Origin of the sequence: Pseudomonas sp. M2, from assembly GCF_015751845.1 — a bacterium.
GTDB lineage: Bacteria > Pseudomonadota > Gammaproteobacteria > Pseudomonadales > Pseudomonadaceae > Aquipseudomonas > Aquipseudomonas putida_E.
This window is the reverse complement of record NZ_JADOUD010000001.1, coordinates 4,844,302-4,859,638: the sequence shown is the minus strand read 5'-3', so window position 1 is coordinate 4,859,638 and position 15,337 is coordinate 4,844,302. Positions and strand designations below refer to the sequence as shown.

Here is a 15,337-nt window from a genome sequence, read left to right as displayed (position 1 = left end):
TGGTATTTTTCTTTCGCCGGGTGCATCCTCGAAGCTGAAGCGATTCACCTACCCAGACTTGTGAGGTGCAGTACACATGGACCACCTGCTCGATTCGCTGTTCCCTGCTGCCGGGGATGTCCCCACGCCTTGGCAGCTGGGTGAACCCCTGGAGCAACGCGATTACCTCGTCAATGGCGAACTGAGGCGCTGGGACGGCCCGCTGGCCACCGTGCGCAGCCCGGTTTGGCTAAAAGAAGGTGACGGCGAGCGACAGGTCATCCTCGGCAGCGCCCCGCTGCTCGATGCTGATACGGCACTGACGGCACTGGACGCCGCCGTGCAGGCCTATGACAAAGGCCGCGGCGCCTGGCCGAACATGCGTGTCGCCGAACGCATCCAGCATGTCGAAACCTTCCTTGCGCGCATGCGCGAACAGCGCCAGGCCGTGGTAAAGCTGCTGATGTGGGAGATCGGCAAAAACCTCAAGGACTCCGAGAAGGAGTTCGATCGCACCTGCGACTATATCGTCGACACCATCAACGCCCTGAAAGACCTCGACCGCCGTTCCAGCCGCTTCGAACTCGAACAGGGCACCCTCGGCCAGATCCGCCGCGCACCGCTTGGCGTGGCCTTGTGCATGGGGCCTTACAACTACCCGCTCAATGAAACCTTCACCACGTTGATCCCCGCGCTGATCATGGGCAACACCGTGGTGTTCAAACCGGCCAAATTCGGCGTGCTGTTGATTCGCCCGCTGCTCGAAGCGTTCCGTGACAGCTTCCCGCCGGGGGTGATCAACGTCATTTATGGCCGCGGCCGCGAAACGGTCAGTGCCTTGATGGCCAGCGGCAAGGTCGACGTGTTCGCCTTCATTGGCACGCACAAGGCCGCCAGCGACCTGAAAAAGCTCCACCCGCGCCCGCACCGCCTGCGCGCCGCGCTAGGGCTCGATGCCAAAAACCCCGGCATCGTGCTGCCCCAGGTAGACCTGGACAATGCGGTCGAAGAAGCGGTCACCGGCGCGCTGTCGTTCAACGGCCAGCGTTGCACCGCACTGAAAATCCTGTTCGTCCATGAAGACGTGGTCGAACCGTTTCTCGACAAGTTCCAGCGCAAGCTCGCCGCGCTCAAGCCTGGCATGCCCTGGGAGCCGGATGTGGCCCTGACGCCGCTGCCGGAGCCGGGCAAGGTCGATTACCTCGACGCCCTGGTGGCCGATGCCACGGCCAAAGGCGCGCGGGTGGTCAACGAGGGTGGCGGGAACAGTCGCGGTTCGTTCTTCTACCCTGCCCTGCTCTACCCGGTAACCGGTGACATGCGGGTGTACCACGAAGAGCAATTCGGCCCCGTGGTACCGGTGGTGCCCTACCGCGACCTGCAGACGGTGATCGACTACGTGCTCGATTCCGACTTCGGCCAGCAGTTGAGCCTGTTCGGCAACGACCCCAAGACCATCGGCAGCCTGGTCGACATCTTTGCCAACCAGGTGGGCCGTATCAACCTCAATGCCCAGTGCCAGCGCGGCCCTGACACCTACCCCTTCAATGGTCGCAAGAACAGCGCCGAGGGTACCTTGTCGGTGCATGACGCCCTGCGTGTGTTCTCGATACGCACCTTGGTCGCGACCCGCTTCCAGGAAGCCAACAAGGAGCTGATCAGCGAGATCATCCGTAATCGGCAGTCGACCTTCCTCACCACCGATTACATCTTCTGAACGGGCCCTGCTTATAGACAAACGATCTACCTGAGCTGTCGATTTTCGAGCTGCCTGACCGACTTTATGCAACAGGGGCGCAACCTGCCCCTTTCGCATTCATTTCAGAGGAGTGTCGAACATGGCAGCCCGCCCCATTCCCGAAGGCCAGCACAGCATTACCCCGTATTTGGGCATCAAGGATGCCGCCAAGGCCATCGACTTCTACAAGCAAGCCTTCGGCGCGGTCGAAATGTTCCGCCTCGAAGGCCCGGACGGCCGCGTAGGGCACGCCGAGCTGAAGATCGGCGATTCGTCGCTGATGCTCGCCGACCCTTGCGACATGGCGGGCGGCCTGACCTCCAGCCAGTCACTCAGCGGTGTCGCCATTGGCCTGCACTTGTACGTGGAGGACTGTGACAAGGTCTACGCCCAGGCCATTGCCGCCGGGGCCACCCCGTTGCATGAGGTAAAGGACCAGTTCTACGGCGACCGCAGCGGCACGTTGAAAGACCCGTTCGGCAACATGTGGTTCGTCTCTACCCACAAAGAAGACCTCAGCCCCGACGAAATCCGCGCCCGCGCCGCCAAACTGTTCGCAGGCAACCAAGCGACTGGTTGAAAGCGGCGCGACTTTGCCTGAAGCTTGTGGCTCGTAGCTTGGAGCTGCTTCATGCGAATCATCGACAAAACCGCCGCGCAGGTACGTAGCCTGACCCCGGCCGAAGAGGAACTGCTGCAGGCATTCGCCACAGGCACCCTCATTGGCCCCGGCCTGTTACAGGCCAACCAGCTACTGATGAAGGTGCGCAGCGCCAACCAGTGGCTGGCCTGCGATTGCCGCAAGGACGCCCTGCCGGTGCTCAATGTCACCCTCAATGGCAACACCGGCACACTGTTTCTCAAGAACAACCCCGGCACCGCCGAGCATGCGCCCGGCTGCCCGTTCAGCAAAGACGAGCGTGAGGCCGCCGAACGCGAGCAAGACCCCGCCCCGCCCGCCGCCTGGCTGGCCCCTGACACGCCACTGCGCCTGCTCGGTGATTTTCGCAAGGCCAGCGAAAACAGTGGCGCTGCCCAGGATGGCAACGAACGCCGAGAGCAGCAGCGCCTGCTCTCGCTGCTGCTGACCTGGATCGAAACCAGCGGCCTGAACCTGTATGCCACGCACTTGAAAAAGGACCTCACCGCGCAGTTTGCCGAGTTGCGCAGTGTCGCCAGCCGTTACCCCCTGCTCGAACGCGTGCCCGCCAGCAACTACCTTGAAACCCGGCTGGACATGAAGCACATGATGATGCTCAAGGCCCGCCTGCGCGAAGCTACCGTATTCGGCAACCATCGCCGCCATGGCCTTTTGCTCGACTGCGTCGAGCAGATCAAGGGGCGCAAGCTGTTCAACAACCGCAGTGAGGATGGCTTCGACTTCCAGGGGCATCACCTGTACTGGGGTGGCAGCCGGGTGTCAGGGCCGCTGCTGGCGATGATCCTGTACTCGCCCACCAGCGCAGGCAGTCACTTCTACGAGCTGATCCACGTGGCCAGCGTGCCAGTGTTGTCGCGCGCTCACCTGTTCCCGGTTTACCGCGACGAGGAACGTGAACCGCTCAAGGCCTTGGTGTCGTTGATCGACTGGATGGCCAGCAAGGGGGTCAAGGTGCAGATGCGAAGGCCCGTGATCGGTGGCCAGGTGATGGATGAACTGGTGCTGACCTCCGACCAGGACCGCGTGCTGTCGGTATCGCTGCTGGAGCAGCCGGTCGGGCCGGAACCGGATGCCGAGAATTTCAAGCGGTACGCCGATTTCAAGAGCCTGGAGACATTCCGCAAGTTTGTGGCCGGGTTCTTCATGCGCGAGCGCTGAGCTAGCAGTCGAGGCGGGCCGGCCTATGGCCAGGATGTTGCTGGGCTGTTGCGATCGAGCGCGGCCCGCGCGGCGCTCGATCGCAACAGCGCCCGATCACCCAAGAAACAGCTTGTAAGCAGGATTCTCGGTCTCATCCCAGTACCGATAGCCCATCTCATCCAGCGCCAGCGGCAGCCCTGCCTGCTCATCCTCGGGCACCTCCAGCGCGGCAAACACCCGGGCTTCGGCCGCGCCGTGGTTGCGGTAATGGAACAGGCTGATGTTCCAGCGCTTGCCCAGCCGCTCCAGGAAGCCCAACAACGCTCCCGGACGCTCCGGGAACTCGAAGCGCAGCACCCGCTCATCGGCTCCCGGCGCCGCATGGCCACCCACGGTATGGCGCACATGCAGCTTGGCCAGCTCGTTGTCGGTCAGGTCGAGCACGCTGTAACCCTGCTCGGCGAGGTGTGCCAGCAGTTTCTCCCGGGGGTCGTGCAGCGGGTGCGTTTGCACCCCGACAAACAGGCGCGCTTCCTTGCCGGGGTAGTAGCGATAGTTGAACTCGGTGATCTGGCGCTTGCCCAGCGCCTGGCAGAAGGCCCGGAAGCTGCCTGGCTGCTCGGGGATGGTCACGGCAATGATCGCCTCGCGCTGCTCACCCAGCTCGGCACGTTCGGCCACATGGCGCAGGCGGTCGAAGTTGACGTTGGCACCGGAGTCGATCGCCACCAGCGTCTGCCCCCGTGCGCCTTCGCGGGCCACGTACTTCTTGATGCCAGCGACCGCCAGCGCGCCGGACGGCTCGGTGATCGAACGGGTATCGTCATAGATGTCCTTGATTGCCGCACACAGCTCATCGCTGCTGACGGTCACCACCTCATCGACGAAATGCCGGCACAGTTCAAAACAGTGCGCACCGACCTGGGCGACCGCCACGCCATCGGCGAAGGTACCTACCTGCGGCAGGATAACCCGCTCCCCCGCAACCATGGCGGCCTGCAGGCAATTGGAGTCTTCCGGCTCGACACCGATCACCTTGACCTCGGGGCGCAGGTACTTCACGTACGCGGCGATCCCTGCCACCAGGCCACCGCCCCCGACCGGCACGAAGATGGCATCCAGCGCACCCGGCTGCTGGCGGAGGATCTCCATGCCGACCGTGCCCTGCCCGGCGATCACGTCGGGGTCATCGTAAGGTGGCACGAAGGTAGCGCCTTCGCTGTCGGCCAGGGTCAGTGCATGGGCCAGGGCGTGGGGGAAGCTTTCACCGTGCAGCACCACATGCCCACCCCGCGAACGTACACCTTCGATTTTCAGCGAAGGCGTGGTGGTCGGCATGACGATGGTCGCCTTGATGCCCAGATGGGAGGCCGCCAGCGCCACACCCTGGGCGTGGTTGCCTGCCGATGCGGTGATCACCCCACGCTCGCGCTGAGCGGGGGTCAGGCGCGCCAGCCGGGTGTAGGCACCGCGGATCTTGAACGAGAACGTGGGCTGCAGGTCTTCGCGCTTGAGCAATACCTGGTTGCCCAGGCTGGCGGACAACGCCGGCGCCGCTTGCAATGGGGTCTCGATGGCCAGGTCGTACACCGGCGCAGACAAGATGCGCCGCACCTGCTCCGACAGCAGCTGCTGAGGGGTAAGCGGGGTACGGGGGCTGACGTTGAGGCTGGTCATCGGGTGCAACTCCTTGGCTGTTTTCACGTTGCCCAGGAGTCGAAGAGTAGAAACCCGCCTCCAGGGCGGGTTCGGTGCACGTACGCGCTAGCCCGCCAAACTGATAATGGCGGTAATAATAATGGCGTTCACATGCGGGAAAGTGTTCATGGGGTGGGAACTTATCCCGCTGTACCTTGGCGTGTCAACACTTGGCTTGCTGTGCCGAGAGCGGCACATCGAACACCTTGTCGAAACCCCACTGGAACACGAAGGCATAGACGAAGAAGAACACGAACAACGCCATGTTGGTGAGCAACGCTGCCCACAGGCTGACATCCAGCCAGTACGCCACCAGCGGCAGCAGGATCACCACCAGCCCGCCTTCGAAGCCCAAGGCATGCAGCAGCCGGCGCATGACGGTACGTTCACGCTGGTGCTGGCGCGCCTCCCAGCGCTCGAAAGCCCAGTTGAAGCCCATGTTCCAGCTCATCGCAATGCCCGACATCAACACTGACAGCACGGTCGACTGGGCCATGCCGGCACCGAACGCCAGTTCCAGTGCCGGCGCCACACAGGCCACGGCGATGGCTTCGTAGAGGATGGCCTGGACGATCTTGCGTGCCTTGCCTTGCATCTTCAGCTCCCTGTCGAAAAGGCCTACCACGTTACTAGAAGCCGCTGGCAAGCAAAAGCCTGAATACCTGGCCTGGCCACGCACAACCGTGCATTGGACAACCCGGCACCTGACTGCTTGTATCTACCCATTGCAAGTGGCACGAGGTCGTACACCTTCGTCCAGGGAATCGTACGAGGAACAACACGATGGCCAACACTGTCATGATGGTATTCGGTACCCGCCCAGAAGCGATCAAGATGGCCCCACTGGCCAGGGTCCTGCGTGAGTGGCCCGACATCGACCTGCACATCTGTTCCACCGGCCAGCACCGCGAGATGCTTGAACAAGTGCTGACCGCCTTTGGCCTGAGCGTCGATCAGGACCTCAAGGTAATGACCCAGAATCAGACCCTGAACGGCCTTGCCCGTGACCTGCTGGACTCGATCGACAAGGCTTACGAACGGGTCAGGCCAGAGATCGTGCTGGTCCATGGCGACACCACCACCAGCTTCATCGCCGGCCTTGCCGCCTTCCACCGGCACATCCCCATCGGCCACGTCGAGGCCGGGCTGCGCACCGGCAACCTGCAGCAACCCTGGCCTGAGGAAGCCAACCGGCGCCTGACCGGGGTGATCGCCGACCTGCACTTTGCGCCCACCACCAAGGCCCGCGACAACCTGCTGCGCGAAGGCGTGCCGCTGGAACAGATCGAGGTCACCGGCAACACCGTCATCGACGCCCTGCTGTGGATGCGCGAATACCTGATGGAAACCGCGTGGCAGCCCGCCGCTGACTCCTCCCTGCACAAACTGCACGACGATCAGCGCATGGTGCTGATCACCGGCCATCGTCGGGAAAACTTCGGCGCCGGTTTCGAACGTATCTGCCTGGCCCTGGCCGAACTGGCACTGCGCTACCCCGATGTGCAGTTCGTCTACCCCGTTCACCTCAACCCGCAAGTGCAGAAAGCGGTCTACGGCCTGCTCTCGGGGCGTGACAACATCCACCTCGTAGCCCCGCAGGACTATCAGCACTTTGTATGGCTGATGAACCGCGCCCACATCATCCTCACCGACTCCGGTGGCATCCAGGAAGAAGCCCCGGCACTGGGTAAGCCGGTGCTGGTGCTGCGCAAGGTCACCGAACGGCCGTCGGTGCTCGAAGGCGGTACGGTGAAGCTGGTCGGCACGCAGACCGAGCGCATCGTCAAGGAAACCAGCCAATTGCTGGACGATGGCCAGGCCTACGCGCGCATGGCCCGCGTATTCACCCCCTTTGGTGACGGCCACGCCAGCGAAATCATCGCCGAGCGCCTGAGCCGCTGGTTCGAGGAAAGCGTAACCAAACGGGATGACGCATGAGCCTGGCTTTCATCGATTTCGTTACTTACGTACTGTTTGGCCTCAAGATCCTGGCGATCATCCTCGCCGCACTGATGTTCCTGCTCGGCCTGGACGACCTGTTCATCGACCTGTGCTACTGGTGCCGCAAGCTGTTCCGTCATTTGCGCATCTATGACAAGTACGCCAGGGCCGACGAGAAGCGCCTGTTCGAGGTGCCGGAAAAACCCCTGGCGATCATGGTCCCGGCCTGGAACGAAGTGGGCGTGGTGGGTGAAATGGCGCGCCTGGCGGCCTCGACCATCGACTACGAGAACTACCAGATCTTTGTCGGCACCTACCCCAACGACCCACAGACCCAGGCCGACGTCGATGCCGTGTGCCTGCACTACCCCAACGTGCACAAGGTGGTCTGCGCCCGCCCCGGCCCCACCAGCAAGGCTGACTGCCTGAACAACATCATCGATGCCATCCTGCGCTTCCAGGACGACGCACGTATCGAGTTCGCAGGCTTCATCCTGCATGACGCCGAGGACGTTATCTCGCCCATGGAGCTGAGGCTGTTCAACTACCTGCTGCCCGCCAAGGACATGATCCAGATCCCGGTGTACCCCTATGCGCCGGAGTGGAAAGGCTTCACCGCCGGGCACTACGTGGACGAGTTCGCCGAGAACCACGGCAAGGACGTCATCGTCCGCGAAGCGCTGACCGGCCAGGTGCCCAGTGCCGGTGTCGGCACCTGTTTCAGCCGCCGCGCCATCAGCGCCCTGCTCGAAGACGGTGACGGCATCGCCTTCGACGTGCAGAGCCTGACCGAGGATTACGACATCGGCTTTCGCCTGAAGCAAAAAGGCATGAAGTGCATATTTGCCCGCTACTCGGTCACCGACCCTGCACTGGCCCTCAAGCACGAGTGGCGCCCCGGCATGAGCCGCGAGTTCGCCCAGGTGATCTGCGTGCGCGAGCACTTCCCGCGTGACTGGCAGCATGCCATCCGGCAAAAGTCCCGGTGGATCGTCGGCATCGTGTTCCAGGGCACCAGCAACCTGGGCTGGAGCCGAACAGGTGCGCTCAACTACTTCCTCTGGCGGGACCGCCGGGGCCTGTTCGCCTACCTGCTGGGCTTTTTGGTCAACCTGTTGCTGCTGGTGCTGCTGGCCATGTGGCTGGTTACGGTGATTGCGCCGCAGTCCTGGCGCTTCATGTCGATCCTCAGCGACAGCCAGCTGCTGACCACACTGCTCTGGCTCAACGGCCTGATGCTGATCAACCGCCTGTTCCAGCGCGGCTGGTTCGTCACCCGCTATTACGGCATCGGCGAGGGGCTGCTGTCGGCACCCAGGATGATGTGGAGCAACTTCGTCAACTTCTTTGCCAACCTGCGCGCCCTTCGCCAAGTGATGGAGATGGGCGATTCACGCCGAGTGGCCTGGGACAAGACCACCCACGAGTTCCCCGCCATCGCCTCACCGGCCCGCACTCCGCTGGGCCACCGCCTTGTCGCCAAAGGCTACATCAGCGAAGCGCAGCTCGAGCAGGCAATCACCAGCCCGGTGCGGCGGCGCCTGGGCCGCGAGCTGCTGCTGCGTGGCTGGCTGACCAGCGAACAGCTGGTGCAGACCCTGGCCGAGCAACTCGACCTGCCATGGGCACCGCTCAACCCGTTCAAACTCGACCCGCAACTGATCGCCCTGCTGCCGCGCCGGCTGGCTACGCACTACGGCGTGCTGCCGGTGGCCGAAGACGGCAATACGCTGGTGCTGGCCAGCGAGAGCCCGGTCAGCCAGGTCTCGCTGGGGGTGATCAGCCGCCAGCTCAAACGCCCGGTCAGCTGCCGCCTGGCACCCCAAGGCCGGGTGACCCTGGGCCTGCGCTACCACTACCCCAGCCCCTGGCAGACAGACCAGACCCGGCAGATGCTCGAAGTGCTCGAACGGCACCAGGACAACGCCGAACTGATCGAGCAGGTGAGTATCCACCAGGTCATGCTCGGTGCGTTGCTGCAGGTGCGCGGCATGGTCCCGGTGACCCTGTTCAACCAGGCCCTGATCGACTTCGATCCCGAGCAGCAGAGCCTTGGCGAACACCTGATCGCGCGCGGCATCATCACCGAGCTCGTGTTGCAGCAGGCGCTCGAAGAACAGGCCAGCGAACAGCAGGCCGCCTTTGACCTGATCAGGGAGGTGGCATGAAGCCGCGCGTTACCCTCACACTCACCGGCCTGTTGTTGTGCACCACCGCCCTGCCTGCCCTGGCCGCGCCCATGACCGATTTCCAGCGGTTCACCAGCTACCCGTTCATGGAGCGCGGTTACCGCGAAGCAAAAAAGGACAATTGGGCCGAAGTCGAGCGCCTGACCCGCCATGTACTCGGGCGGGTGCCGAACAACGACGAAGCGCGCGCGCTGCTGGTCGAGGCCCTGGCCCACCAGCGCCGCTACAAGGAAGCAGAAGCACTGGCCGAGCAGCTTGGCAGCGGCACGGAGCATGCCGACGCCCTGCTTGAACTGCGCCTGACCTGGATCGAGCAGGACCCACCCGCGGCCAGCCAGGTGGAGGGCTGGTTGGCCACAGCTGACGGCGCACACCGGGTACGCCTGTGGCAGGCCTACAGCCTGAGCCTGGCCAAATTCGGCGGCGCCGGCAGGGCCCTGGACTGGCTGAACCAATTGCCACCACGCGGCGATGGCCAGGTGCTGCGCCTGGCCAGGGCCAATTTCGCCGAACAGCTGCGCAACTGGAACGCCACCATCGATCAGCTGCAGCCTCTGGCCGACAAGGGGCAATTGCCGGTGGATGCCTGGCAGCGCCTGGCCAACGCCTACGTCCAGCAGGTCGATGAAAAAGGCCTGACCCGATTGCTGCAAAGCGCGCCTTCCCCCGAGATGGCCACCCAGACCCGGCTGGCCATGGCCAACCGCGCCATCGCAATGGGCTACAGCAAGCAGGCCCAGCGCTGGCTGCAAATGCTGCCCACCGAGCAGTTGCAACAGCCCGAACAGCGCCAGCAGCTCTGGGAGCTGGCCCGCGAAGGCAACGATGCGCCGCTGCTCAGGCGCCTGAGCAACGAGCTGCAGCGGCCCTGCCTGGAAACGGTCGACTGGCTTTCACGGCACGACCCGAACATTGCCCGAGAACAGTTCAAGGACTGCTCTGCAGGCGCCGAACCACGCGCCTACGCAATACTCAAGCAGCGCCTTTACGGCGACCCGGCAGCGCCGCCACAACCGCGCACCGCCGCCGGGTGGGAGCACCGTTACCGGCGCACGGGCGAGCTGGCCGCACTTGAGCAAGCGACCTTCCTGCTGGTGCGCCAAGGCCACGACGAGCGCGCCCGAACCTTGTTGGAACAGGCCTACGACCGGCGTCAAGGACGGCTGACACCCTCACTGCTGCAGCGCCTGGGCAATCTTTATGCTCGCCAGGACGGCCAGCTGGACAGCCGCAGAATGCTCAGCCTGATCCCCCAGGTGGATGCCAATAGCCGTGCCCAACTGCTCGGCCGCTTGGCCGAGGCCGGGCAATGCGACACCGTGCGCCAGGCCGTGCCGGCAAGCCCCAGCGAAGCCGGGCAATACCGTGCACTGGGGCGCTGCGCCATGCCTGAACAGCCGGGTGAAGCGGTGGTCTATTACCAGGCCGCCGAGCGCCTGGGCGACAGTGGCAACCGCCTGCCACTGGCCTATGCCCTGGAAGCTGCAGGTGACTCTGCCGCAGCCCTGCCCATTTGGCGCAGCCTGCCGGACAGCGCCTGGAACGACAACGCCCGCCTGACCGCCGCCGCCGGCGCGCTGAACGCGGGCGACCCGCAAGCCGCCCGCCGCTACTGGGACGCCGCTGCGCACACCCGCGCTGATGACTGGGCGCTGGGCGCCGCCATCGCCCAGCGCCAGGGTGACCTGCAGGCCGCCCTTGGCTTTCAGCGCCAGGCACTGGCACACAACCCGCGCGCCGACCACTACTACGCAGCCGCCAACACCGCACAACAGGCCGGCGACAGCGCCCAGAGCACTGCCTGGCTGGCCGAAGCGGTGCGCCTGGCCCCCAACCAGCCACGCTATCGCGCCGACTACGGCATGCGCCTGGCCAGCTCGCCAGACAAGACCGACCGCCGCCAGACGATCCCGTATCTGCAGCGCGCCACCCGCGATTTCCCCGAGGACTACCGCCTCGGCGAAACCCTGGTCGTGCGCTACGACGAAACCGAAGACAGCGCCTCGGCGCGCCGCGAGCTGCGCCGGGTGATCGATGTGGAGCAGGACCTTGTCGACGGCGATGATGAATACGGCAGCCTCGATGCCCGTAAATACCGCCAGCGGCGCGCCCACGAAACCTTGGCGCGGCGTGACACCGTGACACTGGCCAGCACCTGGTCGCCAGCCGGCATCTCGACCAACGACAGGTTCCTCGACGACGGCGTGCGCAGCGGCAGCTCGCGCCGGGCACAGTCGCAGAACGTGCAACTGGCCATGTGGGACCATGCCTTGGGCGAAGAGCCCAGCCGCAATGGCAGCACGCTGTCGGTGTACGGCCGCGTGCTGTTCGGCGGGCAAAGCCGTAGCGACTACGCGCAAAGCATGGGCACCGGTGTCGGCCTGCGTTACAAACCGATAGGCCAGGCCAACCTCAACCTGTACGCCGAGCTCTACCACCAACGGCAGATCGACACCGAGCACTACAGCGGGCTGAGCCTGGGTGAGCTGCTCAGCCCGGTCAAGGTCGGTGGCAACTGGGGTGACCTGCGCCACAACGCCGAGTCGAGCAACGACCTGCTGCTGCGCGCCACTGCCTCGTTTCTCGACCAAGGCGACTGGCGCAACGACTGGCGGGTAGACGAGGACGACTGGAACGAGCGTTTCCTCTACCTCGACGCGGCCTGGTGGACCCGTGCCGGTGACCATGCCTGGCTGTCCCGTTACCAGCAGGGCCATGCCTGGAAATTGCCCGGCACTTCGCCGCAAACCCTGATGCCCTATGGCTTCCTCGAGTTTTCCAGCCAGGACCCCAGCAACGACTGGCGCCAGGATGCCCGCGCCGGCGTGGGCGTGCGCTGGCAATGGTGGTTCGACGATGACCGCTACAACGCCTACCGCGGCTCGCTGAAAGTACGCGCCGAGTATCAGCAGTCGTTGGGTGGCAACCTTTACCAGCGCGCCAATGGTGTGCTGGTCGGCGCGGAGATGAACTTCTGATGCGTACCTTTCTGGCCATCTGCCTGTTTGCGTTGAGCCTGCCGGCCGTGGCCGACCAGCGCCTGTTCTATCAACCGCTGAACCGCGACGCCAGCGTCAGCCCCGCCCAATGGCAGCAACTGTGGCGTGCCACCGTGGCCCAGGGCGGCAAGACCGTGATCGTGCAGTGGAGCGCCTATGGCGACAGCGATTTCGGTGGTGCCCAAGGCTGGCTGGCCAACAGCTTGCGCGAGGCGCATGCCCAAGGCCTGCAGCTGGTGCTCGGGCTGTACATGGACCCGGCCTATTATCAGCGCATCGAAGCACTCGACGGTGATGGGCTGAGCAGCTACTGGAAAGCCCAGCTGGGCAGGTCCCTGAGCCAGTACCGGCAGGTGCGCCAGCACTGGCAAATAGAGGTGGCTGGCTGGTACCTGCCGATGGAGCTGGACGACCTGCACTTTCGCGACACGGCCCGTCGTCAGGCGCTGTACAGCCAGTTGCAGGCGTTCAGCCGGCAGTTGGACAAACCGCTGCACATCAGTGCCTTCAGTGCCGGCAAGCTGGCGCCGCGGGTCAACGGCGCCTGGCTGGACCAGCTCGCAGGCCTGGGCGTGAGCGTCTGGTGGCAGGACGGCGCTGGCACCGGGCGGCTGCCGGCGCTGGTGCGCCAAAGCTATGAACAGGCCTTGCCTTGCCGCGTGGGCGTGGTGCGTGAAGCATTTCGCCAGGTGAGTGGGCCGGGGCAGGCTTTCAAGGCGCAGGCTGCGCAACCGAAGCTGACCGGCGGATGCCATGCCGAGGCGGTGTTTGCCCTGCGCTACCGGCCTTGGGCTCGGGGTGTTCTGCAGCAGAACTGAGACTGCCTGCACCTGCCTCATCGCCGGCAAGCCGGCTCCCACAAGTACCCCGCTGCTCTCAAGCTCAGCGCAAACCCAGTGGGAGCCGGCTTGCCGGCGATCATCGGCGAAGCCGGTGCCATGGACTAACCTGCTGGCAAGCGAATCATGAACAGTGCACCACCCAAGGCCGACTGCGTCACCGTCAGCGAGCCACCCTGCCCCTCGATGGCTCGCCGGCTGATCGCCAACCCCAGGCCGAACCCGCCGGTATTGCGATCACGGCTGCGGTCCAAGCGGTAGAACGGCTGGAAGATGCGCTCACGCTCTTCGACCGGAATGCCGATACCGTCATCCTCTACCGTCAACAGGCAAGCACCGCTCTCTTCCAGACGCAAACGCAGCAGCAGGCTCTGATCGCAATAGCGCATGCCATTGCGCACCAGGTTCTGCACCGCGCGGGCCGTCAGGCGCGGGTCAAGCACGAAGCGCGGCAGAGAACCTTCGGCGCGTACCTCCCACTCAATGCCACGGCTGTCGAGCTCTTCGGCAAAGCCGCCGAGCACACTGTCGACCAGCTCAAGCAACGACACCTCGACCCGCTCACGGGCTTGGTCGGCGTTGTACAGCCGGCTGTAGGACAGCAGTTCGAGCACCAGTTCGTCCAGCTCGCGCACGTGCCCGACCAGCTCCAGCAGGCGCTTGCGGCTGGTGGACGGCACTTCGTCGAACAACAGCACCAGGCCGAAGTCCAGGCGAGTGAGCGGCGTGCGCAACTCATGGGACACGGCGTTGAGCAGCTCACGCTGCTGATTGACGTGGCGCTCCAGGTCGCCGGCCATGGTGTCGAATACACCGGCCAGTTCACCGATGTTCGAATGCGGAGAAATGTGCGTACGCTCGGCCATCTGCCCCTGGCCCAGACGCCTGGCCGTTTCCTTGAGCCGCTCAAGGTCGCGCCAGTGCGGCCACACCCACAACAGCAGGCAGCCAAGCATGGCGGCGCCGATCAGCACAGTCACGCCCCAAGACAGCACGTTGATGTCCAGCGGGTCCGGTGGCGAGTGCAGGCTCACCAGCCAGCCCTCTTCCAGCGGCGCCAGCACCGTTTCGTAATAGCCCCACTCGCCGATGCGCACTGCGTACAGGCCATGCGCCAGACGCGCCTGCTCCGGCGCGCTCAAGCTGGCCTGATCGGTACGCAACAGGGTCACCTGCAGCGGCGCGAACGCCTCGGCCAGCTCCTGTTCCACCGCAGGCCATTGCTCGCGCGGGGCCTGGCGGAACTGGCGCACGATCAGTGACTGCACGCCTTTGGCCTGGTCCAGGTTGTAGGCCACGAAGCGGTCATGGAACAGGCCGACGATGGCGTCAGGAATCAACAGCAGCGCACCGGCGTAGGCGACGATGATCACCAGGTAAAGGCGCACCAGAATCTTCAGCATGTCGCTTCAGCACTCCCATTCGACGCGGCTGAACAGGTAACCCTTGCCCCACACGGTCTTGATCTTGCGCGCTTCGCCGGCACTGTCATCGAATTTGCGCCGCAGCTTGGAAATGGCCACATCCACCGAGCGGTCGGTGCCGTTGAACTCGATACCGCGCAGTTGCTGAAGGATGCGGTCACGGCTCAGCACTTCCCCGGCGTTGCGCGCCAGCACCACCAGCAGGTTGTATTCACCGCTGGACAGTTCCACCTCTTCGCCGCGCCAACAGACCAGGCGCTCGGCCAGGTCGATGCGCAAGCCACCGATCAGGATCTGCTCACTGTCCAGCCGCGGCTCATGGACGCTGCTGCGGCGCAGCAAGGTTCGCACCCGCGCCAGCAGCACCCGCGGCTCACACGGCTTGGTGACGTAGTCGTCGGCGCCCATCTCCAGTCCCAATACCTGGTCGTGGCTGTCGTCGCGGGCCGTCAGCATCAGGATCGGCAGGCTTTGGGATTCCTGGCGCAGCAGGCGGCACACCTGCAGGCCGTCGATACCCGGTAGCATCAGGTCAAGGATGACCAGGTCGGGTTTGTCTTGCCGGAACGCGTCCAGCACATGGTCGCCCCGGGCGATCACCCGCACATGGAAGTCGTTGCGTTGCAGATAGCTGGCGATCAATTCAGACAGGGCGCTGTCGTCTTCTACCAGAAGAATGTTTGGCATAGGGCTTGGTACGAGCAGAGGGAGGCCAATACAGGCATGTAG

General features: G+C 64.4%; 11 protein-coding genes. 7 read left to right on the top strand and 4 right to left on the bottom strand.

The features are described from left to right. Nucleotides 1-76 precede the first annotated feature (76 nt). The 3 genes from IWW33_RS22520 to IWW33_RS22510 all read left to right on the top strand — a co-directional run bounded on the left by IWW33_RS22520 (nucleotide 77) and on the right by IWW33_RS22510 (nucleotide 3,536). Nucleotides 77-1,696: an NADP-dependent glyceraldehyde-3-phosphate dehydrogenase gene (locus tag IWW33_RS22520; protein WP_046785980.1), complete on the top strand. Its 1,620-nt coding sequence runs from the start codon at nucleotides 77-79 to the stop codon at nucleotides 1,694-1,696. A gap of 121 nt (nucleotides 1,697-1,817) precedes the next feature. Then, a complete protein-coding gene (locus IWW33_RS22515; protein ID WP_046785979.1) occupies nucleotides 1,818-2,297 on the top strand; it encodes a VOC family protein in 480 nt (159 codons plus the stop codon). A gap of 51 nt (nucleotides 2,298-2,348) precedes the next feature. Further along, nucleotides 2,349-3,536: a hypothetical protein gene (locus IWW33_RS22510; RefSeq protein ID WP_115274606.1), complete on the top strand. Its 1,188-nt coding sequence runs from the start codon at nucleotides 2,349-2,351 to the stop codon at nucleotides 3,534-3,536. 96 nt (nucleotides 3,537-3,632) lie between these two features. Here IWW33_RS22510 and ilvA read toward each other — a convergent pair whose 3' ends face one another. Then, the gene (gene ilvA, locus IWW33_RS22505) at nucleotides 3,633-5,195 is read right to left on the bottom strand and encodes a threonine ammonia-lyase, biosynthetic (RefSeq protein WP_080952106.1); all 1,563 of its coding nucleotides are present in this window, start codon (nucleotides 5,193-5,195) and stop codon (nucleotides 3,633-3,635) included. Between the two features lie 184 nt (nucleotides 5,196-5,379). Next, nucleotides 5,380-5,811, bottom strand: coding sequence for a PACE efflux transporter (locus IWW33_RS22500; protein ID WP_174141912.1), 432 nt, complete (start codon nucleotides 5,809-5,811; stop codon nucleotides 5,380-5,382). A gap of 188 nt (nucleotides 5,812-5,999) precedes the next feature. On the opposite strand from IWW33_RS22500, the gene wecB reads away from it, so the two are divergent. Genes wecB through IWW33_RS22480 form a run of 4 tightly spaced genes read left to right on the top strand, consistent with a single transcriptional unit; the run spans nucleotide 6,000 to nucleotide 13,163 of the window. After that, nucleotides 6,000-7,154: a UDP-N-acetylglucosamine 2-epimerase (non-hydrolyzing) gene (gene wecB / locus IWW33_RS22495; protein ID WP_174141911.1), complete on the top strand. Its 1,155-nt coding sequence runs from the start codon at nucleotides 6,000-6,002 to the stop codon at nucleotides 7,152-7,154. Then, complete coding sequence (gene nrfB, locus IWW33_RS22490) at nucleotides 7,151-9,325, top strand: cyclic di-3',5'-guanylate-activated glycosyltransferase NrfB (protein WP_174141910.1); 2,175 nt, start codon at nucleotides 7,151-7,153, stop codon at nucleotides 9,323-9,325. The genes wecB and nrfB overlap by 4 nt, the downstream gene beginning before the upstream one ends. Further along, a complete protein-coding gene (locus IWW33_RS22485) occupies nucleotides 9,322-12,324 on the top strand; it encodes a phage receptor (RefSeq protein WP_174141909.1) in 3,003 nt (1,000 codons plus the stop codon). Before nrfB ends, IWW33_RS22485 begins: the two co-directional genes overlap by 4 nt. Continuing rightward, on the top strand, nucleotides 12,324-13,163 hold the full coding sequence (locus IWW33_RS22480) for a DUF4434 family protein (RefSeq protein ID WP_174141908.1): 840 nt from the start codon (nucleotides 12,324-12,326) through the stop codon (nucleotides 13,161-13,163). The genes IWW33_RS22485 and IWW33_RS22480 overlap by 1 nt, the downstream gene beginning before the upstream one ends. A 125-nt stretch (nucleotides 13,164-13,288) precedes the next feature. Here IWW33_RS22480 and IWW33_RS22475 read toward each other — a convergent pair whose 3' ends face one another. Both IWW33_RS22475 and IWW33_RS22470 read right to left on the bottom strand, forming a co-directional pair. After that, nucleotides 13,289-14,587, bottom strand: coding sequence for an ATP-binding protein (locus tag IWW33_RS22475; RefSeq protein ID WP_174141907.1), 1,299 nt, complete (start codon nucleotides 14,585-14,587; stop codon nucleotides 13,289-13,291). Between the two features lie 6 nt (nucleotides 14,588-14,593). Continuing rightward, nucleotides 14,594-15,295, bottom strand: coding sequence for a response regulator transcription factor (locus IWW33_RS22470; RefSeq protein WP_039601547.1), 702 nt, complete (start codon nucleotides 15,293-15,295; stop codon nucleotides 14,594-14,596). Nucleotides 15,296-15,337: the final 42 nt, after the last annotated feature.

What these genes read in the sequence shown, in the direction of transcription:
- IWW33_RS22520 (WP_046785980.1), top strand. Translation starts at nt 77, where the DNA reads ATGGACCACCTGCTCGATTCGCTGTTCCCTGCTGCCGGGGATGTCCCC.
- IWW33_RS22515 (WP_046785979.1), top strand. Translation starts at nt 1,818, where the DNA reads ATGGCAGCCCGCCCCATTCCCGAAGGCCAGCACAGCATTACCCCGTAT.
- IWW33_RS22510 (WP_115274606.1), top strand. Translation starts at nt 2,349, where the DNA reads ATGCGAATCATCGACAAAACCGCCGCGCAGGTACGTAGCCTGACCCCG.
- ilvA (WP_080952106.1), bottom strand. Translation starts at nt 5,195, where the DNA reads ATGACCAGCCTCAACGTCAGCCCCCGTACCCCGCTTACCCCTCAGCAG.
- IWW33_RS22500 (WP_174141912.1), bottom strand. Translation starts at nt 5,811, where the DNA reads ATGCAAGGCAAGGCACGCAAGATCGTCCAGGCCATCCTCTACGAAGCC.
- wecB (WP_174141911.1), top strand. Translation starts at nt 6,000, where the DNA reads ATGGCCAACACTGTCATGATGGTATTCGGTACCCGCCCAGAAGCGATC.
- nrfB (WP_174141910.1), top strand. Translation starts at nt 7,151, where the DNA reads ATGAGCCTGGCTTTCATCGATTTCGTTACTTACGTACTGTTTGGCCTC.
- IWW33_RS22485 (WP_174141909.1), top strand. Translation starts at nt 9,322, where the DNA reads ATGAAGCCGCGCGTTACCCTCACACTCACCGGCCTGTTGTTGTGCACC.
- IWW33_RS22480 (WP_174141908.1), top strand. Translation starts at nt 12,324, where the DNA reads ATGCGTACCTTTCTGGCCATCTGCCTGTTTGCGTTGAGCCTGCCGGCC.
- IWW33_RS22475 (WP_174141907.1), bottom strand. Translation starts at nt 14,587, where the DNA reads ATGCTGAAGATTCTGGTGCGCCTTTACCTGGTGATCATCGTCGCCTAC.
- IWW33_RS22470 (WP_039601547.1), bottom strand. Translation starts at nt 15,295, where the DNA reads ATGCCAAACATTCTTCTGGTAGAAGACGACAGCGCCCTGTCTGAATTG.